Origin of the sequence: Larsenimonas suaedae (assembly GCF_023712105.1) — a bacterium.
In the GTDB taxonomy this organism is placed as follows: domain Bacteria; phylum Pseudomonadota; class Gammaproteobacteria; order Pseudomonadales; family Halomonadaceae; genus Larsenimonas; species Larsenimonas suaedae.
Genome location: NZ_JAMLJI010000003.1, coordinates 267840 through 291737 on the forward strand (window position 1 = coordinate 267840; position 23898 = coordinate 291737).

Consider the following 23898-nt stretch of genomic DNA (forward strand, 5'->3'; position numbering starts at 1 on the left):
CTTCATGACTGCTCGAGCTGACCCAGACTGGTCATCGGCGGCTGCCTGCGAAGGTCGCGCCCGAGCACCCAGCCAAGGCCCCCTACCAGCGCCATACCTGCACTGGGAAGCCCCATCCACAAAAGCGGGTGCGTCCGAACCGGCAGGTCGAGCCAGAAGGCGTAGAGCGCGGCGGTGCCGCCCTCCACCAGCACTGCGGCCATCACTCCGCTGAGCCCGCCCAGCCAGAGAAACTCCGCACCGTGCGCCTTCGAGAGATACCCAGACTGCGCCCCGAATACCCTGAGCAGAGCGCCTTCATGAGTGCGCTCGGGGCGCGACGCCGCCAGCGCCGCAAAAAGCACCGCAACGCCTGCCGCCCCCACGAACAGGAGAATGAATAAAATCGCACGGGCGACCTGAGAGAGCATGCGATCGACTTGATTCAGGATCACGCCAATGTCCAGAAACGACACCGACGGGAACTGCTTGACCACCTGCCCCAGCGCATCACGCTTGTCCGACGGCAGGTAAAAGGCAGTGATAAAGCTGTGACTGAAGCCCTCGAGCACGCCCGGCGGAAAGATCACGAAGAAATTGGGCTGGAAGCTTTCCCAGTCGACCTTGCGAATGCTGGTGATGCGCCCGGTCACGTCTGAACCGCCAATATCAAACGTCAGCGTATCGCCGAGGCTCAGATCAAACCGGGTCGCCAGCCGCTCGGCCATCGAGATCGGCACAACACCCTCGCCCGCCACGGCATCAGGGGCGAACCACTGGCCCTGGGTCACCTCATTGGTGTCGGGCAGCGCCTCGCGCCAGGTCAAATTGAGCTCGCGGCGAAGGTTGCCGTCTTCACGGGCCTTCTCCGGCACCACCTCCCGCGGCGACCGGTCGTTGATTGCAACGATTCGCCCGCGCACCAGCGGGTAAACGTCGCTTCGACTGGTCGTCAGTGTATCCAGCGCGTTCGTGAAGTCAGCGCGCTCGCTGGGCTGGATGTTGATCGCGAACTGGTTGGGCGCGTCCGCCGGCAGGCGGTTCTGCCAATCATCGAGCAAGTCGGCACGCACCAGCGTAATGAACCCGACCGCGGCAAGCGTCACCGAAAACGCAACCATCTGCCCCTGGCTTGAGCGGGTGCGCTGGGCAAGCTGTCGCGCGCCCATTCGCCATGGGCCATGAAACCGGTAGGAGAGCCGCCCGAGCCCACGAAGCAACACGGCGCTGACCGCCCACAACCCGAACAGGGCAATGAACCCCAGCACAAGCACCCAGAACGACAGCATCAGATCCTTGCTGAAAAGCCACAAAAGCGCGCCGAACACCAGACTCGCCACCAGCACCACCCAAAGCGCCGAGACCGGCATCGGGTCGAGCTCGTGACGCAGCACCTTCAGCGCGCTGACGTTCTTGAGCCTCAAGAGCGTCGGGCCGGCGAACCCCGCAAGCATCGCCACCGCCGTCAGTACTCCAAGCGCCAGCGGCATGATGCCCGGTGGCGGCAGCGCAAGCGTCAGCATCGCGGCCAGCAGACTCAAAAGTGCCTCCTGACCCAGCCAGCCCAGTGCTGCCCCAAGTATTGATGCCACCAGCGCCAGCCAACCGAGCTGATACAAGAAGAGCGCCGTGAACTGACGCCGTTGACTACCGAAGCAGCGAAGCAGTGCCACTGTCATAAGATGACGCTCGACGTAGCGTCGGGTAGCCATCGCCACCGCAACGCCTGCCAGCAGTACTGCGGCAAGCCCCGCCAGACTCAGGTATTTCTGGGTACGCTCGAGCGTGCGACCAAGCCGTGGGCTGTCGTGCTCGACGTCCATCACGCGAATGCTTTGATCGCGCAGCGAATCAAGCCACGGCTGAATGGCCTCGACCGCCCCACTTTCGCCCCGCCCCATCAAACGATAGGTCACCCGGGCGCCGGGATGGATCAAATCGGCGTGTTCAAGCGTTGCCTGAGACAGCAGGATGTGGGGATTGAGATTGGCAAGCCCGACCCGTTGATCCGGCTCGCGCTCGATGAAGCCAGCCACACGCACGCGGGTCTGGCCGAGCTGGAAATCATCGCCAAGGCCCGCCTCGAGCCGGCGGCCGAGTCGCGCATCGATCCAGACCTCACCCACTGCCGGCGGCCCGGTCTTTTGCACCTCACCGGCGGCGGTTCTGATGGTGAGCGTGCCGTAGAGCGGGTAGTCACTGTCGACGGTCTTGAGGCTCGAGAGCTGAAAGGCGCCCTGGCGGCTTGCCATCGAGACCATCTGAGTCTGCTCACTGGTCTTGAACCCCCCTTCGCGCAAACGGGTGACGTCGACCTGTTCGAACGGCGCCCCCTTGACCAGCACCACGTCACCGCCAAGGAGCTGCCCGGCCTGGCGGGCCATGCCCTGAGTCACGCGGTCGAGGAAGAAACCGATCATGGTGGTGGCGGCCACCGCAATGATCATGGCCAGAAACAGCGCGCGAACGTCCGCCGCTCGTAAATCGCGCCAGAGACTCTTGAGCGCCAGTCGTGCCATCTGCATCAAAGGTTCTCCCACGGGATCAACGCGCCGTCGGCAAGCGTCAGTTGCCGCGCGCACTGGCGGGCAAGCTCGGTGTCGTGTGTGACCACGATCAGCGTGGTGCCCTGATCTCGATTGAGCGAGAACAGAAGCTCCGCCACCGATTGCCCCGTGTGCTGATCAAGGTTGCCGGTAGGCTCATCGGCGAACACCAGCTTCGGCTCGGTCACGAACGCCCGCGCGATCGCCACGCGCTGCTGCTCGCCGCCGGAAAGCTGGCGCGGCAGGTGGTCGAGCCGGTCACTTAGCCCCACCCGCTCGAGCCAGGTTTTGGCTCGGGCACTTTTGTCGCGCGCCTCGGTCAATTCAAGCGGCAGCATCACGTTCTCGAGCGCCGTGAGCGTCGGCAGCAGTTGAAAGTTCTGGAACACAAAACCCACCTGCCCGGCGCGAAGCTTGGCCCGGCCGTCTTCATCGGCCCTGGAAAGCGCGGTATCGAACAGGTAAAGCTCGCCGCCGCTTGGCTGATCAAGACCTGCCAGCAAACTTAAAAGCGTTGATTTCCCCGCGCCGGATCGGCCTAGAATGGCAAGACAGTCGCCGGGGGCCACGTCCAGATCGAGCGCATCGATCACGGTCAGCGTGCGGCTCCCCGAGCGCACCTGCTTGGAGAGTCCGACTGCCCGCAGGATCGTGGGCGTGGCCGGCTCATGCCCCGAAGGCTCCCGTGTTGCGGATTCATGCGTCACAGACTCACGTATCGAAGAAAAGGATCGAGACATGTTGAAAACACTCCTGACATCGACCGGGTCATCACGGCCAGAATGGACGCGCCCTCGGTGGGCCGCGGCGTTGATTCTCGCATTGGGCTTGGCAGCAACCGGCGCGGCGCGGGCCGAAACCATACTGGTGTTCGGCGATAGCCTGAGCGCTGCGCACAACATGCCGACCGACAAGGGCTGGGTGCATCTCCTGCAGCAGCGCCTCGGCGACAAGGACAAGGTCATCAACGCAAGCATCAGCGGTGAAACCACCTCGGGTGGGTTGGAGCGGCTGCCCAAGGCGTTAGAGCAGTTTGATCCCGACATCGTGCTGCTGGAGCTTGGCGGTAATGATGGCCTTCGTGGGCTGCCCCCCGCCCAGATTCAGTCTCGGCTCGACAAGATGATCCAGTTGATCCAGGACCACCCGGCGCGCGTCGGTTTGCTCGGCATCATGGTGCCGCCCAATTACGGCCAGAACTACTCGACGGCCTTCAAGAACATCTACCCCACACTTGCCGAAAAATACGGCCTGCCGCTCGAGCCGTTCATGCTCGACGGCGTGGCGCTCGATGACGACCTGATGCAGGATGACGCCATTCATCCCAACGCCCGCGCACAGCCCAAGGTGCTCGATAATGTGTGGAGTGTAGTCGACGAACTCTTGAGTCTGCCGCCTGCGTCCAAATCATCTTAAGCCGTCGTTTAGACGGTGCGCCCATGCATGTACTGCTCGTTTAAGGACACTCAATGGTTGATGCCACGACTTCTCTGGTTGCCGCCTACCGACTCGATGGGCTCGGCGGTGGTCAGCTTCTGGAACACGATGACTTGAATCGCATCTGGCAAACCGACCCGGCACCGGTCTGGATGCATCTTGATTTCACGCATGGCGATGCGCCGCACTTCCTGCAGGATATCGCCGACCTGCATGAAGATGTGATCGAGGCTCTTTTGGAAGAACAGACGCGCCCCCGGGTCGGGCGCTTTGTCGGTGGGCTTGTCACCACGCTTCGAGGCATCAATTTGAACCCGGGTGCTGCGCCCGATGACATGATCTCGCTTCGCGTGTGGCTTACGAACAACCGCTTGATCACACTGAGACGGCGCCCACTGCAATCGATTTCACTGGTGAGGAACTACCTGCACGACGGCGAAGGCCCCCGAAATGTGTCGGAGCTTTTGGCGTCGATGACCGACGCCATGATCGATAAGGTCGGTGAACTGGACCACGACCTGGACGACCGGCTTGGGCAGCTGGAGGAGTGTCAGCTCAACGATGAGCTGATCGACGACGATGAGCTTTTGAAGCTTCGCCGCTCGCTGATCACGCTCAGGCGCTTCATGGAGCCTCAGTGTGACTGCTTGAACCGGCTGGCCAGTGAACCGGGCTACGTCGAGGAGACCGCCCGGCTCTGGCTCAGGGAATCCGCCAACCAGCTTCAACGCTACGTCGAAGACACCAAGGCGATGCAGGAGCGCTCGATGATGCTGCAGGAGCAGCTCAACAGTGAGCGCTCCGAGCAACTCAACGACCGCATGTACGTGCTGTCGGTCATTACCGCCATCTTCCTGCCCCTTGGCTTTCTGACCGGGCTTCTGGGCATCAACGTCGGCGGCATTCCAGGCGCCGACAACCATTACGGCTTTACGGTGTTTGTCGGACTGATCGTGCTCGTGATCCTGTTACAGCTTTGGCTGCTGCGCCGAAAACGCTGGTTCTGATCACCGATCCACATGGCCGAGATCGCGCTCGGGATCGAGCCGGTCTCGGACCAGCCGTTTGATTTCCTTCACGGCTGGAAAGCCGTTATCGCGCTTGCGGTCCCAAAGCAGTTCTCCGTTGGCCAGAATATCGAAATGCCCGCCGTGACTGGGTGCAAGCGACACTTCGTCAAGATCTTCACCAAACGTCTGTAAAAGCTCCTGAGCATACCAGGCCGCCCGCAGCAGCCAGTGACACTGTGTACAATAATGGATCGTGATGCGCATGGCTCTTACCGCCTTTTAAAATTTGACTATGCTTGCTCGCCTACTTTAGCGATGCACCGCCATGAGAGACAAGGAAGCCACATGGCCACCGATACCCAAGATACTCCCCCTCAAGATAGTACGCTTACCCGCGCCTTCGAAGCGTTAACCCATGATGAAGATGCCCGTACCTGCAAGGATATTCCCGACAGCGCCTGCAACCAACAGCCCGGCAACTTTATAAAGCAGCTTCTTGGCTCGCTTGGCAACAAGCTGGCCGATGAACTGGCAAGCGCCCGACTGATTCTGCCCTGGCTTCTGGGAGCACTGGGCGCCCCGGGCTGGATGGTCGGGCTCCTGGTACCGATTCGCGAGGCCGGCGCGCTGCTGCCGCAGGTGCTGGTGGCGGGGCTGATTCGCCCGCTGCCACAAAGAAAGTATGTCTGGGCGAGCGGCAGCGCCATTCAGGCCGCGGCCGCCTTTGCCCTGGCGCTGGTTGCGCTGTGGGGCGGCGGAAGCGTGGGCGGGACGATGGTGCTTGTGGCACTGGTGATACTGTCACTGGCGCGCGGCGTGACCTCCATCGCCACCAAGGATGTACTTGGAAAAACCATCGACAAGCAAAAACGCGGTCAGCTCATGGGTTGGAGTGGCAGCCTTGCCGGGGGCGCAACGCTTGCCGCCGGCGCCATTCTCATCGCACTGGGGAATCAGCCAAGCCGCGCCGCGCTGGTCGTGTTGCTGGTGATCGCGAGCATTGGCTGGCTTGTAAATGCCCTCTGCGCGCTGCGCCTTAAAGAAGAAGACGGCGCAACAGAGGGCGGCAGCACCGCCTTTGCCACATTGAAAGACGGCGTCAAGGCACTCAAGCGCGACAGGGAGTTTCGCCGCTTCAACCTGGCGCGCACCCTGCTGCTCGGCAGTGCGCTCGCGCTGCCCTACATGGCCCTGCTTGCCCAGAACAACAGCGACGAGAACCTGAAGGGGCTTGGCGTTTTAATTCTGATTTCAGGCATTGCCAGCATGATCGCGAGCCCCCTCTGGGGCAAACGCGCCGACCGCGGCAGCCACCTCGTCATGAGAAACGGCGGACTGATCGCCGCAGCAGCCGCCTTTCTTGCCGCTCTTGCGGCGCTGTTGCCCTTTGCATGGACTCAGACAGTCTGGCCCTTCGCACTACTGTACGCAGTGATGATCATCGCGCACACCGGCATCCGCCTTGGCCGCAAGACGTACGTGGTGGATCTGGCCGGGCAGAAGCAGCGAGCGCTGTATGTTGCGATGTCCAACACGTTGACCGGCATATTGCTTCTGGTGTTCGGTGCGGTTATCGGCGTAACGGCACACCTGATCGGTAGCGCGTGGACATTAATTTTGCTTACATTGAGCCTTATTATTGCGGCCATGCTCGCTCAACGTCTTCATAATGTTGAACAATAACGGCGCACACCACGCCTCATACGTCGTGGCAGGCCGGGATGGCCTGCACGATGGAAGAACGACCGCACTTATCATCAAGGATCCACGACTCCATGCAACGACCCCACATGATCAGCCCTGAACTTCTCGAGCGCGTCATCAACTCTTCTGATGACGGCATCGTGGTCGCCGAGCAGGAGGGCAACGAAAATATTCTTATCTACGTCAACCAGGGCTTCGAGCGTCTGACCGGGTACAGCGCCGACGACATCCTCTATCGAGACTGCCGCTTTCTTCAAAACGGCGATGCCCAGCAGCCCGGGCTCGACCGCATTCGGGATGCGCTGGCGGAAGGCAAGTTCTGTCGCGAAGTCATTCGAAACTACAGAAAGGATGGCAGCCTGTTCTGGAACGAGCTTTCGATCACACCGGTCTACGATGAAGGCGATGAGCTTCAGTACTTCATCGGGGTTCAAAAGGACGTCACCGACACCATCGAGGCGCGCCAGGAACTGGACAGACTGCGGGATCAGATCAACACCGACCACAAGGGCTAATCTGTTTACATACCGCAAAGTCAAGTAACTTTTTGAAAAGGTATTGCATCCGCGCATCAGTCACGTTATATAGCCAGTCAGGAACCTGGCTTAGGAGGTGAACCCATGAGTTCAGAAGAGCTACACCTCGATCATGACGAACTGAGCGACGATGCCGTCAATGACGACGAGTTCGAACTGACAAAACCCCGCAAGAGTGATCCCAAGGCCAGGCGGCGCCTTGAGTCGCTGCTTGAAGAACGCAGGCTTCAGCGAGACATTACCGACGACTGGTTGCTGGACGATGATGATGACATCGACGAGGATGTCGAAGAAGAGTAGCACCCAAAACGCCAACGACGGCCGCCTTGCGCGGCCGTTATCATTTACAGCCCGACATTTACGACGATTTTGTCGTCAAGTTCGTACTGCGGCTGGCCTTGATGCCATGCGCGCTCTATCATCGCCCTCTAGTGAGGCCAAGAGCCCCTACCCCACTTCCTGACAACGGTATTGGAATCTCATGGCGCAATACGTCTATACCATGAACCGGGTCGGCAAGATCGTGCCGCCCAAACGTGAAATCCTCAAGGATATTTCCCTGTCGTTCTTCCCAGGCGCCAAGATCGGCGTGTTGGGCCTGAACGGATCCGGCAAATCCTCATTGCTGCGCATCATGGCAGGCGTTGACACCGAATATAACGGTGAAGCCCGCCCGATGCCGAATCTGAACGTAGGGTATCTGCCGCAGGAACCCGTGCTGGATGATTCAAAGACTGTCCGTGAGGTGGTCGAGGAATCCGTCGCTCATATTCACGAGGCCCAGACCAAGCTCGACGAGGTCTATATGGCCTACGCCGACCCCGACGCCGATTTCGACGCGCTGGCCGCCGAACAGGCCCGGCTCGAAAACCTGATCGAGGCAAGCGATGCCCACAACCTCGAGCGCAAGCTCGAAGTGGCCGCCGACGCTCTGCGCCTGCCGCCGTGGGATGCGAGCATCGCCAACCTCTCAGGCGGTGAGCGTCGTCGTGTGGCGCTGTGTCGTCTACTGCTGTCAAGCCCGGACATGCTGCTGCTTGATGAGCCGACCAACCACCTGGACGCCGAATCGGTCGCCTGGCTCGAGCGCTTTCTGGTCGAGTACCCCGGCACCGTTGTTGCGGTTACCCACGACCGCTACTTCCTCGATAACGCGGCCGGCTGGATTCTTGAGCTTGACCGCGGCCGCGGCATTCCGTTTGAAGGCAACTATTCCAACTGGCTCGAAGCCAAGGAAAAGCGTCTCGAGCAGGAAGCCAAGCAGGAAGCCTCGCGCCAGAAGGCAATCAAGCAGGAGCTCGAGTGGGTTCGCCAGAACCCGAAGGGCCGCCAGGCCAAGAACAAGGCGCGTCTTAATCGCTTCGATGAGATGCAGTCCGGCGACTTCCAAAAGCGCAACGAGACCAACGAGATCTACATTCCGCCCGGCCCGCGCCTTGGCGATAAGGTCATCGAGTTCCATAACGTCACCAAGAGCTTTGAAGGCAAGGTGCTGTTTGAAGACCTCTCCTTCCAGGTGCCGCCCGGCGCCATCGTCGGTATTGTCGGCGGCAACGGTGCGGGCAAGTCGACCCTGTTCAAGCTGGTGGCCGGCATGGAACAGCCCGATGCCGGTAATGTCGTCATCGGTGACACCGTCGACATCGCCTACGTCGAGCAGCTCCGTGACAAGATGAAGGACGACCAGACTGTCTGGGAGGCCGTATCCGACGGTCACGACATGCTAAGCATCAATGGCTATGAGGTCTCCTCACGCGCCTACGTCGGTCGCTTCAACTTCAAGGGCACCGATCAGCAGAAGTACCTGAAAGACCTGTCCGGCGGTGAGCGCGGACGACTTCAGTTGGCGCAGACCCTGAAACAGGGCGCCAACGTACTGCTGCTCGATGAGCCCTCGAACGATTTGGACATCGAGACCCTGCGCGCGCTCGAAGAAGCGCTGCTGGCGTTTCCGGGCTGCGCGATGGTGATCTCGCACGACCGCTGGTTCCTCGACCGCATCGCGACGCACATTCTCGCCTACGAAGGCGATTCGAGCGTCACCTTCTTCGAAGGCAACTACAGCGAGTACGAGGCGGATTATCACAAGCGCGTCGGCAACGACACGCCCAAGCGCACCAAGTACAAGCGCATCGACGCCTGATCGACGCCTTGCCTGCAAAAACGCCCCGTCTCGACGGGGCGTTTTTCATAGCGGAGTCATCGACGCACTCTCAATACAGCGACGGGTCGCTCTTGTTCGGCCGTGTCTTGAAGCGCCGATGCAGCCACAGATACTGCTCGGGGTGCTTTCGAATCGCCTGCTCGATGAACGCATTGATGCGTGCCGCGTCCGCCACTTCATCGCCGGTCGGGAAATTCTCGATCGCCGGCAGGTACTCGAGTGTATAGGTGTAGTCGTCCGGGTTACGGTGGAACATCAGCGGCATCACCGGCGCCCCGGTCATCCGGGCGATTTTCGCCGTCAACTTGATCGTGGCCGCCTCGACCCCGAAAAACGGCGCGAACACGCTGGCCTCACGTCCGAAATCCTGATCCGGCGAATACCATACCGCATGGCCTGCCTTGATGCGCCGAACCACACCACGGAGATCGTGACGGTCGATCGCGGCGCCGAAGATGCGCCGGCGCGCCTTGGTCATGAAGGTTTCAAACACCGGGTTATCGTGGGGGCGATAGACCACATCGGCATCAAAAAAGAGCGAGTGCAGCGCACCGCCAAGATCAAGCGTCGAGAAGTGAATCCCGATGATCAGAACGCCCTTCCCCTGCGCCTTGGCCTCTTCCATGTGCTCAAGGCCCTTGAAGGCCACTCGATGACGCATGTGTTCAGGGTCGCGACACCACCCGGTGGCCGTCTCCAGAATACCGATGCCATTGGCATGAAAGGTCTCGCGCACCCGCCGTGCACGCGCCGCATCGTCGAGCTCGGGGAAGCACAGCGCCAGATTGGTCTCGGTGATGTGTCGACGACGCTTGGCAAACCGCCAGACCAGCTCACCCAACCCCTTGCCGACCCAAAGCTTCACGCGCCAGGGCAGCCAGGCGGCCAGACGCATCAATCCGATGGCGCACCAGGTTGGCCAATACCTCGGGTGGGCATGACTTTTCGGGCGTGTTCGCTTTTTCTTACCCATGGGCTGTCCAGTTCACTTAAAAAAACGCTCATTGTAGAGCGCACGCGGGCGCACTTCGAGCACCAGGCGCGTTCATGTCGTCAGATAGCGACGCGGTACGCGAGGCAGCACCCCGGTAAGAAGCGTATAGCTGATGGTCTCGCAGTGTCTGGCCACATCATCGACGTGGAGAGCTTCCCCCGTCGCGGCGTTCCCCCAAAGCGTCACGCGTGCGCCGACCGACACCTCGGGAAGGTCGGTAACATCGACGGTCATCATGTCCATCGAGACGCGCCCGGCAAGGGGTGCCCGCTGCCCGTCGACCAGAACGGGCGTACCATCGGGGGCGTGGCGATCATACCCGTCGCCATAGCCACAGGCGATGACCGCGATACGGCTAGGGCGCGCCGTTTTAAAGCGACCGCCATAGCCGACCGGCTCGCCGGGCCCAAGCGTTCGAAGGGCAATTACTTCGGTCTCAAGCGTCATGACGGGCTTTAGCTGCTGACTGAGTTTGGTCGCTCGTTCAAGCGGGTCAGCGCCGTAGAGCATGATACCGGGCCGGTTCCAGGCACCATGTGCCTCAGAATGCACAAGCGTTGCCGGCGAATTCGCAAAGCTCACCGGGGCGTCGAGCCGACGGGCTACGGTACGAGCCTTTTCAAGCTGTTCGACAAACTGGGGCGAACGCTCGAGATCCGCCGAGGCAAAGTGCGTCATCAGATGACGCTGATGGACGTTTTCCATCACCCCAAGCGCATGCCAGGTCGGCTCGACCTCATCAAGTGAGAAACCAAGCCGATGCATGCCGGAATCGAGCTTGACCCATACCGTAATCGGCCGGACAAGCGATGCGTTGGCAAGCGCCTCAATCTGCCACTGACTGTGTACGACACACCAGTAGTTACGCTCGGCAATACGCGGAAGTTCGGAGGCGTTAAAAAACCCTTCGAGCAGGGCGATCGGCTGAGTGATGCCCCCGTTTCGAAGACGGTCGGCCTCTTCGATGCTTGCCACCGCGAACGCCGGCGCCAGATCCGAAAGTGCCCGGGCGCACTCGAGCGCGCCGTGCCCGTAGGCATCGGCCTTCATGACGGCAAGCGTTTGGCTTTCAGGGGCACAGGCACAGGCCAGTTGATAGTTGTGCCGCAGGGCTGCCAGATCGATATATGCCGTTAAAGGCCGGGCCATGACGTAACTCCACAGTAAAATACGCCGTTATTGTCGCGTCAGACCCGGCGCGCGACAAGCGCCTAGCGCTCGGGTGTGAGCCGAGCCGGTGTTACGGCGCCGAATACGTTGGAGTCCTGATCGACGGTACTGATCTCGCGGCTCAGAAGATCCTGATCGTTACTGCGATCGGAAATGTCGAGCTGCACGGCCTTGTCGGCGTCGAGCCACTTGTTGAGTGCCTCGAGCGTGCCCTGATCCAGGACACCGGCGGCCTGACGCAGATTCAGCATATCGAGGATATAGTCATAGCGTGCGTCGGCGTAGTTCGACATCGCGGTGTAGAAATCCTGTTCGGCGTCCAGGACATCGACGATGTTGTAAGTGCCGACCTGGTAGCCCTGACGTCTGGCATCGAGCGAGCTGCGCGCTGAGGCGATCGCCTTTTTCTGTGCCGCAATGCTGTAGATCGCGTTATTGACCTGCGCGTAATAGGAACGGGCGTTTTGAACCGCGGTTCGAAGCTGATCCTCAGCCTGAAACTGGGTCTGTTCGAGCGTATAGGTATTGGCGCGAACCTGAGCACTGGTCGATCCGCCGGAGAAAATCGGCACGTTGACCTGCACCCCAAAGGTCGTGTCACCGGAGTGGCCGCGAATGTAATCCTGATTGGACTTGCTGTAATCGTAGTTGGCAAAGGCACTTACCACCGGCAGGTGCCCGGCGCGCGCGGTTTTGACATCGGCGCGGGCTGCCTTGACCGCAGCTTTTGCGGCCAGCAGCGTGATGTTTTGAGTCGCTGCCATGCTTGCCCAGTCGTCACGGGAGCTGGGCTTGGGCCGCTCGATCGGAAGATCGCTCTTGAGCGTATCGATCGAGGCGTATTGCTTGCCGGTCAGCTGCTCAAGGCTTTCAAACGCCACTTCAAGCGCGCTCTCCTGAGAGATCCGCTGAGCACGGGCACTGTCATAGGACGACTCGGCCGAACGCACCGCGGGAATCGCGACCACACCGACCTCGAACTGCTGACGAACCTGCTCGAACTCACGCTGCAGCGCACGTTCCTGCGCGCGGTAGGTCTCAAGCAGCTCATGCGCTCTCAGCACTTCGAAATAGGCTTCAGCCACATTGTAGAAGAGCTGCTGACGGTCACCGGCAAGCGTCAGCGCCTGCTGAGCCGTCGAGCGTTCGGCCGCCTCGAGCTGAAACCAGTTGGTTGCATCGAACAGCGACTGAGTCAGCTGAACATTGGCCGACGTGGCGCCGTAGTCGTCATCGCTGCCTCGGGCCGCGGCCGTACCGCCCCCGGCCGTCGCGGCACCGGCGCTTGAATCCGGGCTCGAGATCACGTGATAACGCGTATGCGTTGCAGACGCCGTGATCTGGGGCAACAGGTCGCCGCGCTGCACATCTTCCTGAGCCTCGGTGCTGTCGTACCCGGCACGGGAGGCGGCGTAGTTTGCGTTGTTGCTCATCGCATCGCGGGTAATGGACATCAGGTCGGCGGCCTGTACCTGGGTCGAGGCGGCAAGCGCCACGGCCAATGAGAGCGCCTTGATTCTTGGCATGGGAATAAGTTCCTGTAACGGCTTTGCGCATTGATAGACGGCGGCTTCGAACAGCTCGCATCGCGCTCGAGCGCATTGATCAGACATACATACAAGAATGCATGTTGGTTTCTCTATAGTCTATCGCGTCATGGTGCAAATAAAAAAGCATTCTCCGAACGAGAACGGGCGGACCCAAGGTCCGCCCGTTTTAGCAATCATTGCACCGTCGCAAGGTGCGGCTTAATGCTGATCGAAGATCGATTCGAGAGAAAGCCCCTGCCCTTCCAGCATCTTGCGCAGCTTCTTGAGCGCCTCGACCTGAATCTGGCGAACCCGCTCGCGGGTCAGACCGATTTCGGCACCGACGTCTTCAAGCGTTGCAGGCTCATGCCCACGCAGTCCGAAACGACGTACCACGACTTCCATCTGCTTCTGGGTAAGCTCGGCGAGCCACTCATCCACGTGCGCCTTGACGTCGAAATCGACCAGATCGGATTCCGGCCCGGATTCATTTTCATCGGCGATGGTGTCGATCAGAGGCTTGTCGCTTTCACTGCCTACCGGATAGTCGACCGAAGATACGCGCTCATTGAGCCCGAGCATCTTCTTAACGGTCTCAACAGGCTTGTCGAGATGTGCGGCAATCTCTTCAGCGGTCGGCTCATGGTCAAGTTTCTGTGTCAGCTCGCGCGAGGCGCGCAGATAGACGTTCATTTCCTTGACGACATGAATCGGCAGACGAATCGTACGGGTCTGGTTCATCAGCGCCCGCTCGATGGTCTGGCGAATCCACCAGGTGGCATAGGTAGAAAATCGGAACCCGCGCTCGGGATCGAATTTTTCCACGGCGCGAATAAGCCCCAGATTGCCTTCCTCGATCAGATCGAGCAGCGTAAGACCACGGTTGAGATAGCGCCTTGAGATCTTGACGACCAGGCGAAGGTTGGATTCGATCATGCGCTGGCGCCCGGCCGGGTCACCTTTCTGCGCAAGACGGCCGTAAAACACCTCTTCTTCAGGTGTCAGAAGCGGGGAGAACCCGATTTCGTTCAAATAGATCTGAGTGGCGTCCAGACTTTGGCTGGACTGTTTTTCATCGCGATTGAGAGCCTTCTCAAACGCGCTTTCTTCCTCGGCGACGTCATTGTCATCAAGATTCAGTTCCGCGTCGGCGTCTTCAAGATTTACGTCCTGTAGATCTCGTTCTGCTACCGTCATAGCTATTACCCCTTTTCGTTCAAAGCTTCCATTGCCCAGAATCGGGTATCGACGTTGCTTTATTATTGTGTCTTCTTAATGACGGGGCGCCTGGGTAGTCGATCACGCCCCGTATCGTATCACCCTTGGTCCGGTAGATAGTTCATCGGATCCTGTGGCTGACCGTCCTTGCGAATTTCGAAATGAAGCGCAACGCGGTCGGCATCGCTGTTCCCCATCGTCGCAATGGTCTGTCCGGCACTGACCACGTCGTTTTCCTTCACCTTCAAGGTATCGTTGTGGGCGTACGCGCTCAGGAAATGATCATTGTGTTTGAGGATGACAAGGTTGCCGTAGCCGCGGACACCGCTGCCTGCGTAAACAACGATACCTGGGCCAGCCGCCGTCACAGGTTGCCCCTTTTGACCGGCAATATCAATGCCTGCTGTTATGTTTCTCTTGTCTTCGAACGTACCGACGATTTGACCCTTGGAAGGCCACTGCCACTGCACGTTCTTGACCGGCGAATACTCCTGTTTGGCGGGCTTTGACTGCTCGACAGCGCCGGCCACCTGAGTGCCGAGCTCGTTGCCGGCGCTGTCGGTGGATGCACCATCTGCATGCGGGCTGGCCGCCTCGATAGGTGTTGCACTGATGCCGTTCGAGTCGGATTCATCGCTTCCGGACAGCAGCCAGGAATCGTCCGAATCATCCGCACCGCCCCCATTGAGCGGCGTGGTCTTGGCGCCCTGCGGCGCATTGCCGCTGTCTGAAGGCATACCGCCCCCCGCGCCGGCCTCATTGAGTTTCAGCGTCTGACCGGGACGAAGGTTATAGGGCGGCTCGAGGCCATTGAGCATCGCAAGCGTTCGGAAATCGCTGTCGTGCTGCCAGGCGATACTGTAAAGGGTATCGCCGCGGCGTACATTGTACGATGCGGGCTTGGTCGCCTGCCCCTGGTCGAAGGAGCGGTCCGAAATCTGAGCGGGGTTGGTGCTTGTGGCACAGCCGGCAAGGGCGCCAAACGCCGCCAGGGCACCGATGACGATATAGGTTTTCATGACTTCACTTCTCTCCTGATGCGTCTGAGGGAGCATTGCGTTCACCAAGGGCCACGACCAGCGCGACGCCGACAGCCATCAGCGCGAACGCCAACACCCACTGAGGGTCGCTGCCGGTCACCGCACCGTAATGGTTCGGCCACAAGAGCTGGTGGTCTAGCGGAATCTTGTCGCCATTGTCGGCCAGCCGATACGCACTCAATGTTTTCCAGGGCCAGAGGGTCGGCAACGACCCGAGGATGAACCCGATCAACAGTTGCAGGGTCATGGCATGGTGGTGCTTGAACAGCCACGACAGAACCCGTGAAAAGGTAAAAAGACCGACCAGACAGCCGAGCGCGAACTTGACGATCAGCATCAAATCGAAACTTTTGATGCCGCCCATGACCGTGCCATACATACCCATGGTCAACAAAAGAAAACTGCCGGATACGCCAGGCAACAGCATGGCACTGATCGCGATGGCGCCGGCGATAAACAGCATCCATCCGCCGTCATTACCTGCAGGCAGCAGTGACGGCAGGTAATAGGCAAGGGCCACCCCGGCCACCAGCGCCACTAGATGCGCAGGGTTCCAGTGCGTCAACCGCCGAGCAACGACATAGGCCGAGGCCAGCACCAGCCCGAAGAAGAACGCATTGAGCAGCAGCGGGTAGGCGTCCATCAGATAGGTCACCAGGTGTGCAACCGTCACCAGGCTCGTCAGGATGCCAAGCATCAGTGGAATCAAAAAGCCGAAGTTCAAAAACTCAAGCATGCGAAGCGTTCCGCCCTCGCGCCAGACACCGATCGCCTCCGGCCCGAACCGCCGGATCGTATGTATAAGCTCTTCATAGATGCCGGTAATGAAGGCGATGGTGCCTCCGGAGACGCCGGGCACGGCATCAGCCGCGCCCATCCCTGCGCCTTTGAGATACAGCGTTAACGCACGATTCACCCTTCTCTCCTTGTGATGTCGGGACCGATAAAAGTCATGTCAGGTTCAAGGCCCCGAGCCAATTCTGAACGTCGCCGATGGCGCTGTGGCGGGTAAGGTCGGTCATCAAGGGCGTCACCGAGATCAAGCCCTGATCGATGGCGGCGAAGTCGGTATCATCACCGTCATCGGCGTTTTCACCGGCAAGCGCAATCCAGTAGCGCGGCCGCCCGCGCGGGTCACGTACTTCAAGTGGCTGGTCGCTCGGCCCGCGATGGCCAAGACGGGTCACACGAATGCCCTTGATCGCCGCCCACGGCAGATCCGGCACGTTGACATTGAGCAGGCTTCTGGGCGGAAGCGTCAGATGGCCGGTTTGTTCGATCAACATCCTGGCCGCCCTGGCCGCCGAATCGAAGTGTGTCTTACCGCACAGCGAGACCGCCATGGCCGGAAGGCCGAGCGAGCGCCCCTCCATGGCCGCAGCGACCGTGCCGGAATAGAGCACGTCATCGCCCAGATTGCCGCCATGGTTGATTCCCGAGACCACCATATCCGGCGTCGGTTCCCAAAGTTCTCGCACACCCAGGTACACACAGTCCGCAGGCGTCCCATCGACGTAGTAATACCCGTTGTCCAATTGTCCTACCGACAGCGGGCGCGTCAGTGTAAGCGCATTGCTTGCGCCACTCTTGTCTCGATCGGGCGCAACGACCCGCACATGAAAGGCATCCGATAGCGCATCACTTAGCGCCTTGAGTCCGGGCGCATGAACGCCATCGTCGTTGGACAGCAGCAATTGCTTCATAGAGCCTCTCCAGAAAGCGGGCGGTAGTTGGCTATCAGCGAGGGATGATCGATCAACTCTCTGAGCACCGAGGTTGCAAACGCCCCGCTTGGCAGCGCGAACGACACCCACACGCCGTCACTGCTTGAGGTGAACTCGAGCGTATCGGGCATGACACGAAGCGCCCGCCGACGCGTCTCGGCGCCAGCGCGGGCGATGCCGTCCGCCAGATCTCGGAAGGCGTCGATCACGCGGGTTTCGAGTGCGAGCGCCTCGCCACGCGATTCACCTGGACGCTTGCCGGGCATCGGGCCGGTTGGATGAAGATCACAGGCCTTGACGCGCTCGACCACGCTGGCGTCCGGCGTATCACAGGCAAACTGACTTTGAGTCCCCTCGAGCATCAGCACATCGCCCTCGAGCGCCTGCGCCCAGTTGCCCGACCGAACCCGCTCGGCCAACACTTCATTGAACAGAAAACTTCGAGCGGCAGAAAGCAGCATGCCCTGACGATCGTCCCGCTTGCGCCAGCCACGCGCCATCAGATTGCGCGCCCGTATCAGGTTGCTCCATTGATGCCCGAAGCGCTGCGGCCCGAAATAATTCGGCACGCCCCACGTCAGTATCTGCCGGCCCCGTGTCTCGAGCGCGGCCACATCAAGCTCACCGCGCAGGTGGATCGCAAAGCGATTGGCCCGGTGCACGCCGCGTTTCAGCTTGCGCGGATGACGCGACTGCCGCACCAGTTGCCCACCGGCCTGCTCGACCAGCTCACACGGGGCCACGGGCACATCCGTGCCGGGCAGCCACAGCGAAAACCACTGCCGGGTCAACGCCGTTCGGTCCTTTTGCCCGCTCACGCCGACATCCCGCGGCTGAATGCCAGCGCCATGGGCCAGGCGGCGCGCCATCTCCTGGGTAGAAAGGTCAGTCTTCTCAATAAACAGCCAGAGGTGCTCGCCCTCGCCTTCCGGCTCGAACCCGAGTTCCTCACTTACCTTGAACGCCTGCGCGGTCTGGCGGTACTCCGCAAAACCGATCGGTTCACCGTGAACGCGGGGCCAATCGAGTGATGCCATCAGGTCGACGCCAACAGCACGACGGCTTCCGCCGCAATGCCCTCCTTGCGCCCGGTGAACCCAAGCCGTTCGGTAGTGGTAGCCTTGACGTTGACCTGATCAAGACTCACGCCAAGATCAAACGCCAGCACCTCGCGCATGGCCTGGATGTGGCCGGCAAGCTTCGGCGCCTGCGCCATGACGGTGGCGTCCAGATTGCCGAGGCGGTAGCCCTTGGCCTGCACCTGCCGGTAGACCTGCTTGAGCAGCTCCCGGCTATCAGCACCCTCATAGGCTGCGTCGGTATCCGGGAAGTGGTGGCCGATGTCGCCAAGCGCGCAGGCCCCAAGCAGCGCATCGGCGATCGCGTGAAGCAGCACGTCACCGTCGGAGTGGGCCACGAACCCTTGCTCAAACGGCACCTGAACGCCACCGATCATCAGATGATCGCCCGGACCGAAGCGGTGAACATCGAAACCGTGCCCAATGCGTAATGTCATGTCATTCCTCGCGAATCGGTAGATGGGGTCGACTGCGCGGCCAGGATGGCCTCGGCCAGTGCCAGGTCCTCGGGGTGGGTAACCTTGATGTTGTCACGCCGGCCCGGCACCAGTTGCGGCGAGCGGCCAAGCGCCTCGACGGCGGAGGCCTCATCGGTAATGCCTTCGTTACCGTGCTGGCTCGCCCTGTACAGGGCCTCGCTGAGTAGGCCATAGCGAAAGCCCTGCGGGGTCAGGGCGTGATAGAGCCGCTCGCGCGATTCGGTTCGAAGCACCCGTGCGCCTTCGCCTGCGCGCTTCATGGTGTCAGCAACAGGCGTTGCCAGTAGCGCACCATCGGGGGAAGCCTGCGCCGCGGCCTTGAGCGCGAGAAGGTCGGCGACGGTGACACAGGGCCTTGCGACATCATGAACCAGCACCAGATCATCCTCGTGGGCGCAGCCCTTTAGCGCGTCGAGCGCCTGTCTTACGGTGTCGGCGCGGGAGTTTCCACCGGGGGCGCGCCGCCAGCGCAGGCCGTCCAGCCAGCTCGAATCGAACCAGGGGTCCCCGGCGCTCAGACCAAGCACCAGCTCAGCGCCCTCGAATGCCATCGACAATCGCTCGAGGGTGCGCTTCATCAGCGGCTCGCCGGCAAGGGTTAAGTACTGTTTGGGGCGGTCGGCGTTCATGCGGGCGCCCACGCCTGCCGCCGGCACGATGATGTAGAGCGTCATTGGTCAGGCTCCGCCGGCGCCTTGGCCGCTTCCTTGGTCGCGTCAACCGTCACACCCGGCACCCAGAAAAACTGCTCGTCACCGCGCACCATACCGAGGTCGTTGCGGGCACGCTCTTCGACCGCGCCAAGGCCATCCTTGAGATCGATCACCTCGGCAGCCAACCGATCGTTTCGCGCCTTTAAAACGTCATTGGCGCTTTCGATCGAGTCGGCCCGGGCCGTCACGCGATGCCATTCAAGCAACCCACCGTCACTGAACCACAGGTGGTACTGCAAAAGTGCCAGCAGAACCACCAGGGCGATAGAAAGCCATTTGAGCATGAACCATCCACTGTTTATTACCGAAGGCAGCGCCGGGCGCTGCCGATATGCCGCGCGATTATGCCATCATCGATGCGCGATCGCAGCGCTTGCCATCACACGGCCCGATGCACCGCTAGAACATGCCCTTGCGGTCACGCTTGTCCATGGTGCTGGTATGAAGCGGGAACTTACCGGTGGGGCGGTCCTCGAAGAAGTGCTCAAGGGTGCGCACGATTGTGGGAAAGGCCAGGTGATCCCAGGGAATGTCCTGCTCATCAAAGAGCGCTACCTCAAGACTTTCAGGGCCGGCCGCAAACTCGGGGCCGGCCTCGGCCCGAAAGATCATGTAGACCTGATTGATGTGTGGCAGGTCGATCAGTGTATAGAGATGACCGACCTTGACGTCGGCCTGCGCCTCTTCCCAGGTTTCGCGCCAGGCGGCCTGCTCGGTGGTTTCGCCGTTTTCCATGTAGCCTGCCGGCAGGGTCCAGTAACCATGACGCGGCTCGATGGCCCGGCGGCACAGCAGCACCTTGCCCTCATGCACGGGAATCGTGCCGGCAACGATACGTGGATTCTGGTAGTGCACCGTGCCACAGTGATGGCATAGATAACGCGGGCGATCATCACCGCTCGGGACTTCAAACGAGACAGATGCGCCACAGTGGCTGCAGTAGTTCATCAGGCGCTCCAGAGCGGCAGACGGATTAAGTAGACAGGCATGTTAAAGACCTTACAGCAGCGACTGCAAGCACACACCCCCCTCGAGATCAATGAGCCGCGCCCGCGTGCGGCGGTGCTCATTCCAATCTGCGATGAGGCGCCGCCTCGCCTTTTGTTGACGCTTCGAAACGCTCGGCTATCGAGCCATCCAGGCCAGGTAGCGTTCCCCGGCGGCAAGCTTGACCCGGGCGAGACCCTGCTCGAATGCGCACTTCGGGAAACCGAGGAGGAAGTCGGCCTTCACCGGGAACACATCGAGGTGCTTGGGCGGCTGAGCGACTGCATTTCCGTCAACGGCCTGATCGTAACGCCGTTTGTTGCCCGTATTCCCGCACGCCCGACCTTGACCCTCAACCCGGCCGAGATCGAACGTGCCCTGTACTTGCCGATCAACCGATTGATCGACGATGATCGCGCCTACACCGACGCCATCGCGCTCGATGATTCACGCACTCTGTTCGTGCCCAGCTACGCCGTTGACGGCGCGCACCTTTGGGGGCTCTCGGCCATGATGGTGGTCGAACTGCTCACGATCGGGTTCGACGCCGCCCTGAGCCTCGACACTCCGCCCAAGCGGGGTGAGCTGCGCACTCGCAGTGCCCGCAGGCCACCCCCTTACTCCGAGACGCCCGATGACTGACGCCTTTGCACCGGATGCCACCTACCACCCGTGGGACACTCTGATCGATTCACTGGTCGACACCGGCTACGGCGTTATCCACAACGCCCTACCGCCGCCTGAAATCGACGCGCTGCTTGAGGAGTTCGAGCACCTGCGCCATCACGACCAGCTTCAACGCGCCGGCATTGGCCGCGGCAAAGAGCACCAGCTTCGTGACGATATTCGTGGCGACAGCATCTATTGGTTGAACCATAACGGGCCGGCCCAGGCGCGCTACCTCGAACGGATGGCCGCGTTCAAGGACGCCCTGAACTACGCCCTCTTTCTCGGCCTGTTCGAGTTCGAGGCGCATTTTGCCCGCTACCCGGCCGGAAGTTTTTACAAAACGCACGTCGATAGCCTGCAAGGCCGCGCCAATCGGATGGTATCGACCGTTTTATATCTGAACCAGGACTGGCCAGCCGATGCCGGCGGCGAAATGGTGATCTACGACCCCAACGCGCCTGAACGCGAACTCGAGCGCGTGATTCCCACGGCCAATACGCTGGTGTGTTTCCTTTCGGAAACCATCCCTCATGAAGTGCGCCCGACGACGCGCCCGCGCGCAAGCATTGCAGGCTGGTACCGGCGAAATGCGTCCCTGAACGGAGTCGTGGATCCAGCACGCTGACCCGATGTCTTTTGAAGCGGTCTCACACACTTCCTGTTGTTCTGTTGCCAAGGAGTTATTGCATGTCCCACGCCCCTTTGACGTACTGGATCGATCAACCGGCGCACCGCCGATGGCTGTCACGCCACGGGCAACATCTGCTCGACTTCGGCAAGGCGGCCCGGCTTCCCGACGGCGGATTCGGCTGGCTCGATGAGGCGGGCCGTCTCGACAATGCCTGCCGACCACAAACGCTGGTCACGGCGCGCATGACTCACACCTACGCGCTCGCCGCCCTTCAGGGCCTGCCCGGTGCGACCATGCTGGTTGATCATGGGCTTCGTGCGCTCGAGACGATGTTCTTCGACCATGAAGCCGGGGGCTGGTTTTCAGAGGCGCAGGAGGCCGGCGCCAGCAGCAACAAGGAAGCCTACCTTCATGCGTTCGTGGCTCTGGCTGCGGCATCGGCAACACTTGCCGGGCGCGCAGGCGCGCGCGAACTCTTGGAGCGCGCGTGCCACACCATCGAGACCCATTTCTGGAGCGATGAGGAAGGGGCGATGCGCGAAAACTCGGACCGATTCTGGCAGGAAAGTGAAGCCTACCGAGGCGCCAACAGCAACATGCACTCGGTCGAGGCCTTTCTCGCCATTGCCGACGCACTCGATGAGCCGCTATGGCGACAACGGGCGCTCTCGATCGCCCACCGGCTCATCCATGAACACGCCGCCAGCGCTGGCTATCACGTGATCGAACACTTCACCGACGACTGGCAACCGCACAAGGAATACAACAAGGACACCCCCGCCGATGCGTTTCGGCCCTACGGCGTTACCCCGGGCCACGGCCTTGAATGGTCGCGCCTTTTGCTGAACCTCGAGGCGGCCCTGCTTGCCAACGGTGAGCATGCACCGGCCTGGCTTGCCGAAGACGCCGTGGCCATTTTTGATGCTGCAACGAGGGGGTGGGCCGCCGACGGCCAGCCCGGGTTTGTCTATACGCTCGATTTCGAGGCCAGGCCCGTGGTTTGCGCCCGAATGCACTGGGTGCCGGCCGAGGGCGTGCTTGCCGCCGCCGCGCTTCTGGCCCGCACCGGCGACGCCCGGTTCGAACACTGGTATCGCACCTGGTGGGATTACATCGACCTTTACCTGATCGATCAGGAGAAAGGCAGCTGGCACCACGAGCTTGACGCGCAGAATCGGCCCGCCAGCGGCACGTGGTCAGGAAAGCCCGACATCTATCACGCCTACCAGACCACGTTATTTCCCAGGTTACCGCTGGCGCCTACGGCCGCACGATGGCTTGGCCATCACCCGCAAAGCCACCTGTGAGCCCACTTACGCCATGGCGCGAAAACGGCACTTGAGGACGCACTAGTCGCGGCGACGGCGCTTGAGCCAGTAAAGCGCCCCGCCGCCCAGCACGACCATGATCCACTGAACGAACGGCGTGATTAAAAACGTAAAGCCACCATCGTTACGCGGATTCAGGAAAAGCACATCGGCGTACGCGTACAGCCCGGTCACGCCCACCAGAGCAATCAACGCCAGAAGCGCTCTGGGCGCCACGTCGGTCAACACGTAGCGCTTGAGCGTCCAGAGCAATAGGTACGGCGATACCCCCCACACCATGAAAATGATCGCCCCCGCGCCAATCGACTGACCGCCGCCGGCCAGAAGCGCCATCCAAAGTGTCGCGATGGCCAGGATCAAAAGAAACGCCTTGTGTGCACCTGCCATTGATCATCCCCGCCCTGTTCATAGATGTTATTCGAATGCATCCTACGCGCCCGCGAACGCGACACAAGACGACAGGGGCGCAAAAGCGCGTTATTTTCAGTAAAGTAGGTAGATACAGAGGCGCTTGACCGCCCGAAATCACAACGACGAGGCCTTGAATGCTGACACGACTGGACCATCTGGTATTAAACGTACGTGACATCGAACGCACCGTTGATTTCTACACGCGGGTGCTCGGCTTCGAGGTGCGCTACGGCGATAACGGTCGAACGGCATTGGTCACCGGTGACCTGCAGATCAAACTCCACGGCCCCGACTTCGAGGCGACGCCGAAGGCCAATGCGCCCGCGTCCGGCAGCATGGACCTGTGCTTTATCACCACGCTCGACGACGATGAACTCACCCGGCACTTCGACACCCTCGACGTCGCGCTCGAAGAAGGCCCGGTGCATCGCCACGGCGCAGCCGGTGCGCTGGTTTCCTATTACCTTCGTGATCCCGACGGCAACCTGATCGAGCTTGCACGGCCCAGACGCACCGCCGATTCCGTTTAACCGCTACTGCCAGTGCCTTT

At 60.9% G+C, this 23898-nt stretch carries 26 protein-coding genes; 10 read left to right on the plus strand and 16 right to left on the minus strand.

Translation table 11 applies throughout. The features are described 5' to 3' along the window. Positions 1–2 precede the first annotated feature (2 nt). Positions 3–2504, minus strand: coding sequence for an ABC transporter permease (locus tag NAT49_RS10755; protein ID WP_309619150.1), 2502 nt, complete (start codon positions 2502–2504; stop codon positions 3–5). After that, positions 2504–3265, minus strand: coding sequence for an ABC transporter ATP-binding protein (locus NAT49_RS10760; protein WP_251594021.1), 762 nt, complete (start codon positions 3263–3265; stop codon positions 2504–2506). The genes NAT49_RS10755 and NAT49_RS10760 overlap by 1 nt, the downstream gene beginning before the upstream one ends. Here NAT49_RS10760 and NAT49_RS10765 point away from each other — a divergent pair. After that, entirely contained in the window at positions 3264–3941 is a 678-nt protein-coding gene (locus NAT49_RS10765; protein WP_251594024.1) for an arylesterase, read from the plus strand. The genes NAT49_RS10760 and NAT49_RS10765 overlap by 2 nt on opposite strands. A gap of 53 nt (positions 3942–3994) precedes the next feature. Further along, entirely contained in the window at positions 3995–4969 is a 975-nt protein-coding gene (locus tag NAT49_RS10770; protein WP_251594025.1) for a zinc transporter ZntB, read from the plus strand. Here the strand turns inward: NAT49_RS10770 and NAT49_RS10775 are convergent, their stop codons facing one another. Next, the gene (locus NAT49_RS10775; protein ID WP_251594028.1) at positions 4970–5236 is read right to left on the minus strand and encodes an Rdx family protein; all 267 of its coding nucleotides are present in this window, start codon (positions 5234–5236) and stop codon (positions 4970–4972) included. Between the two features lie 81 nt (positions 5237–5317). On the opposite strand from NAT49_RS10775, the gene NAT49_RS10780 reads away from it, so the two are divergent. The 4 genes from NAT49_RS10780 (at position 5318) to ettA (ending at position 9355) form a co-directional block, all read left to right on the plus strand. Then, positions 5318–6655, plus strand: coding sequence for an MFS transporter (locus NAT49_RS10780; protein ID WP_251594029.1), 1338 nt, complete (start codon positions 5318–5320; stop codon positions 6653–6655). Positions 6656–6747: 92 nt separating this feature from the next. Beyond that, positions 6748–7191, plus strand: a complete 444-nt coding sequence (locus tag NAT49_RS10785) for a PAS domain-containing protein (protein ID WP_251594030.1) — start codon at positions 6748–6750, stop codon at positions 7189–7191. A gap of 105 nt (positions 7192–7296) precedes the next feature. Next, entirely contained in the window at positions 7297–7512 is a 216-nt protein-coding gene (locus tag NAT49_RS10790) for a PA3496 family putative envelope integrity protein (protein ID WP_251594031.1), read from the plus strand. 181 nt (positions 7513–7693) lie between these two features. Next, positions 7694–9355, plus strand: a complete 1662-nt coding sequence (gene ettA, locus NAT49_RS10795; RefSeq protein ID WP_251594035.1) for an energy-dependent translational throttle protein EttA — start codon at positions 7694–7696, stop codon at positions 9353–9355. Between the two features lie 70 nt (positions 9356–9425). Here ettA and lpxL read toward each other — a convergent pair whose 3' ends face one another. From lpxL to NAT49_RS10855, 12 genes are all read right to left on the minus strand, one after another. Next, positions 9426–10349, minus strand: a complete 924-nt coding sequence (gene lpxL, locus NAT49_RS10800; protein ID WP_251594038.1) for an LpxL/LpxP family Kdo(2)-lipid IV(A) lauroyl/palmitoleoyl acyltransferase — start codon at positions 10347–10349, stop codon at positions 9426–9428. Between the two features lie 72 nt (positions 10350–10421). Further along, positions 10422–11519, minus strand: coding sequence for an alanine racemase (alr, locus tag NAT49_RS10805; protein ID WP_251594044.1), 1098 nt, complete (start codon positions 11517–11519; stop codon positions 10422–10424). A 62-nt stretch (positions 11520–11581) separates the two neighbouring features. Further along, positions 11582–13066, minus strand: coding sequence for a TolC family outer membrane protein (locus tag NAT49_RS10810; RefSeq protein WP_251594045.1), 1485 nt, complete (start codon positions 13064–13066; stop codon positions 11582–11584). A 222-nt stretch (positions 13067–13288) separates the two neighbouring features. Continuing rightward, positions 13289–14266, minus strand: a complete 978-nt coding sequence (gene rpoS, locus NAT49_RS10815) for an RNA polymerase sigma factor RpoS (RefSeq protein ID WP_251594048.1) — start codon at positions 14264–14266, stop codon at positions 13289–13291. Positions 14267–14385: 119 nt separating this feature from the next. After that, complete coding sequence (locus NAT49_RS10820; RefSeq protein ID WP_251594049.1) at positions 14386–15306, minus strand: peptidoglycan DD-metalloendopeptidase family protein; 921 nt, start codon at positions 15304–15306, stop codon at positions 14386–14388. A gap of 4 nt (positions 15307–15310) precedes the next feature. Then, complete coding sequence (locus NAT49_RS10825; RefSeq protein ID WP_251594053.1) at positions 15311–16243, minus strand: DUF368 domain-containing protein; 933 nt, start codon at positions 16241–16243, stop codon at positions 15311–15313. Positions 16244–16277: 34 nt separating this feature from the next. Next, positions 16278–17030 (minus strand): 5'/3'-nucleotidase SurE, encoded by a 753-nt coding sequence (surE, locus tag NAT49_RS10830; protein WP_251594057.1) that lies wholly within the window; start codon positions 17028–17030, stop codon positions 16278–16280. Next, positions 17027–18088 carry a tRNA pseudouridine(13) synthase TruD gene (truD, locus tag NAT49_RS10835; RefSeq protein ID WP_251594058.1) on the minus strand — a complete coding sequence of 354 codons (1062 nt, stop codon included), beginning with the start codon at positions 18086–18088 and terminating at the stop codon, positions 17027–17029. Before truD ends, surE begins: the two co-directional genes overlap by 4 nt. Then, positions 18088–18567, minus strand: coding sequence for a 2-C-methyl-D-erythritol 2,4-cyclodiphosphate synthase (ispF, locus tag NAT49_RS10840; RefSeq protein ID WP_251594060.1), 480 nt, complete (start codon positions 18565–18567; stop codon positions 18088–18090). The genes truD and ispF overlap by 1 nt, the downstream gene beginning before the upstream one ends. Next, a complete protein-coding gene (gene ispD / locus NAT49_RS10845; protein WP_251594062.1) occupies positions 18564–19283 on the minus strand; it encodes a 2-C-methyl-D-erythritol 4-phosphate cytidylyltransferase in 720 nt (239 codons plus the stop codon). The genes ispF and ispD overlap by 4 nt, the downstream gene beginning before the upstream one ends. Then, positions 19280–19606, minus strand: coding sequence for a cell division protein FtsB (gene ftsB / locus NAT49_RS10850; protein ID WP_251594064.1), 327 nt, complete (start codon positions 19604–19606; stop codon positions 19280–19282). The genes ispD and ftsB overlap by 4 nt, the downstream gene beginning before the upstream one ends. Before the next feature lie 115 nt (positions 19607–19721). Beyond that, entirely contained in the window at positions 19722–20270 is a 549-nt protein-coding gene (locus NAT49_RS10855; protein WP_251594065.1) for an NUDIX hydrolase, read from the minus strand. 39 nt (positions 20271–20309) lie between these two features. Here NAT49_RS10855 and NAT49_RS10860 point away from each other — a divergent pair, with 39 nt between their 5' ends. The 3 genes from NAT49_RS10860 to NAT49_RS10870 all read left to right on the plus strand — a co-directional run bounded on the left by NAT49_RS10860 (position 20310) and on the right by NAT49_RS10870 (position 22916). After that, positions 20310–20951 (plus strand): NUDIX hydrolase, encoded by a 642-nt coding sequence (locus NAT49_RS10860; RefSeq protein WP_251594068.1) that lies wholly within the window; start codon positions 20310–20312, stop codon positions 20949–20951. Then, on the plus strand, positions 20944–21603 hold the full coding sequence (locus NAT49_RS10865; protein ID WP_251594070.1) for a 2OG-Fe(II) oxygenase: 660 nt from the start codon (positions 20944–20946) through the stop codon (positions 21601–21603). The genes NAT49_RS10860 and NAT49_RS10865 overlap by 8 nt, the downstream gene beginning before the upstream one ends. A 62-nt stretch (positions 21604–21665) precedes the next feature. Then, positions 21666–22916, plus strand: coding sequence for an AGE family epimerase/isomerase (locus NAT49_RS10870; RefSeq protein ID WP_251594071.1), 1251 nt, complete (start codon positions 21666–21668; stop codon positions 22914–22916). A 42-nt stretch (positions 22917–22958) separates the two neighbouring features. Here NAT49_RS10870 and NAT49_RS10875 read toward each other — a convergent pair whose 3' ends face one another. Beyond that, the gene (locus NAT49_RS10875) at positions 22959–23324 is read right to left on the minus strand and encodes a hypothetical protein (protein WP_251594074.1); all 366 of its coding nucleotides are present in this window, start codon (positions 23322–23324) and stop codon (positions 22959–22961) included. A gap of 158 nt (positions 23325–23482) precedes the next feature. Between NAT49_RS10875 and NAT49_RS10880 the strand changes: the two genes are divergently transcribed. Beyond that, a complete protein-coding gene (locus NAT49_RS10880) occupies positions 23483–23878 on the plus strand; it encodes a VOC family protein (protein WP_251594075.1) in 396 nt (131 codons plus the stop codon). The last annotated feature ends 20 nt before the right edge of the window (positions 23879–23898 follow it).

What these genes read in the sequence shown, in the direction of transcription:
- NAT49_RS10790 (WP_251594031.1), top strand. Translation starts at nt 7,297, where the DNA reads ATGAGTTCAGAAGAGCTACACCTCGATCATGACGAACTGAGCGACGAT.
- NAT49_RS10755 (WP_309619150.1), bottom strand. Translation starts at nt 2,504, where the DNA reads ATGCAGATGGCACGACTGGCGCTCAAGAGTCTCTGGCGCGATTTACGA.
- NAT49_RS10785 (WP_251594030.1), top strand. Translation starts at nt 6,748, where the DNA reads ATGCAACGACCCCACATGATCAGCCCTGAACTTCTCGAGCGCGTCATC.
- ispF (WP_251594060.1), bottom strand. Translation starts at nt 18,567, where the DNA reads ATGACATTACGCATTGGGCACGGTTTCGATGTTCACCGCTTCGGTCCG.
- NAT49_RS10760 (WP_251594021.1), bottom strand. Translation starts at nt 3,265, where the DNA reads ATGTCTCGATCCTTTTCTTCGATACGTGAGTCTGTGACGCATGAATCC.
- NAT49_RS10780 (WP_251594029.1), top strand. Translation starts at nt 5,318, where the DNA reads ATGGCCACCGATACCCAAGATACTCCCCCTCAAGATAGTACGCTTACC.
- NAT49_RS10865 (WP_251594070.1), top strand. Translation starts at nt 20,944, where the DNA reads ATGACTGACGCCTTTGCACCGGATGCCACCTACCACCCGTGGGACACT.
- alr (WP_251594044.1), bottom strand. Translation starts at nt 11,519, where the DNA reads ATGGCCCGGCCTTTAACGGCATATATCGATCTGGCAGCCCTGCGGCAC.
- truD (WP_251594058.1), bottom strand. Translation starts at nt 18,088, where the DNA reads ATGGCATCACTCGATTGGCCCCGCGTTCACGGTGAACCGATCGGTTTT.
- NAT49_RS10810 (WP_251594045.1), bottom strand. Translation starts at nt 13,066, where the DNA reads ATGCCAAGAATCAAGGCGCTCTCATTGGCCGTGGCGCTTGCCGCCTCG.
- NAT49_RS10775 (WP_251594028.1), bottom strand. Translation starts at nt 5,236, where the DNA reads ATGCGCATCACGATCCATTATTGTACACAGTGTCACTGGCTGCTGCGG.
- NAT49_RS10820 (WP_251594049.1), bottom strand. Translation starts at nt 15,306, where the DNA reads ATGAAAACCTATATCGTCATCGGTGCCCTGGCGGCGTTTGGCGCCCTT.
- NAT49_RS10880 (WP_251594075.1), top strand. Translation starts at nt 23,483, where the DNA reads ATGCTGACACGACTGGACCATCTGGTATTAAACGTACGTGACATCGAA.
- NAT49_RS10875 (WP_251594074.1), bottom strand. Translation starts at nt 23,324, where the DNA reads ATGGCAGGTGCACACAAGGCGTTTCTTTTGATCCTGGCCATCGCGACA.
- lpxL (WP_251594038.1), bottom strand. Translation starts at nt 10,349, where the DNA reads ATGGGTAAGAAAAAGCGAACACGCCCGAAAAGTCATGCCCACCCGAGG.
- NAT49_RS10860 (WP_251594068.1), top strand. Translation starts at nt 20,310, where the DNA reads ATGTTAAAGACCTTACAGCAGCGACTGCAAGCACACACCCCCCTCGAG.
- NAT49_RS10770 (WP_251594025.1), top strand. Translation starts at nt 3,995, where the DNA reads ATGGTTGATGCCACGACTTCTCTGGTTGCCGCCTACCGACTCGATGGG.
- ettA (WP_251594035.1), top strand. Translation starts at nt 7,694, where the DNA reads ATGGCGCAATACGTCTATACCATGAACCGGGTCGGCAAGATCGTGCCG.
- NAT49_RS10855 (WP_251594065.1), bottom strand. Translation starts at nt 20,270, where the DNA reads ATGAACTACTGCAGCCACTGTGGCGCATCTGTCTCGTTTGAAGTCCCG.
- NAT49_RS10870 (WP_251594071.1), top strand. Translation starts at nt 21,666, where the DNA reads ATGTCCCACGCCCCTTTGACGTACTGGATCGATCAACCGGCGCACCGC.
- surE (WP_251594057.1), bottom strand. Translation starts at nt 17,030, where the DNA reads ATGAAGCAATTGCTGCTGTCCAACGACGATGGCGTTCATGCGCCCGGA.
- ftsB (WP_251594064.1), bottom strand. Translation starts at nt 19,606, where the DNA reads ATGCTCAAATGGCTTTCTATCGCCCTGGTGGTTCTGCTGGCACTTTTG.
- NAT49_RS10765 (WP_251594024.1), top strand. Translation starts at nt 3,264, where the DNA reads ATGTTGAAAACACTCCTGACATCGACCGGGTCATCACGGCCAGAATGG.
- rpoS (WP_251594048.1), bottom strand. Translation starts at nt 14,266, where the DNA reads ATGACGGTAGCAGAACGAGATCTACAGGACGTAAATCTTGAAGACGCC.
- ispD (WP_251594062.1), bottom strand. Translation starts at nt 19,283, where the DNA reads ATGACGCTCTACATCATCGTGCCGGCGGCAGGCGTGGGCGCCCGCATG.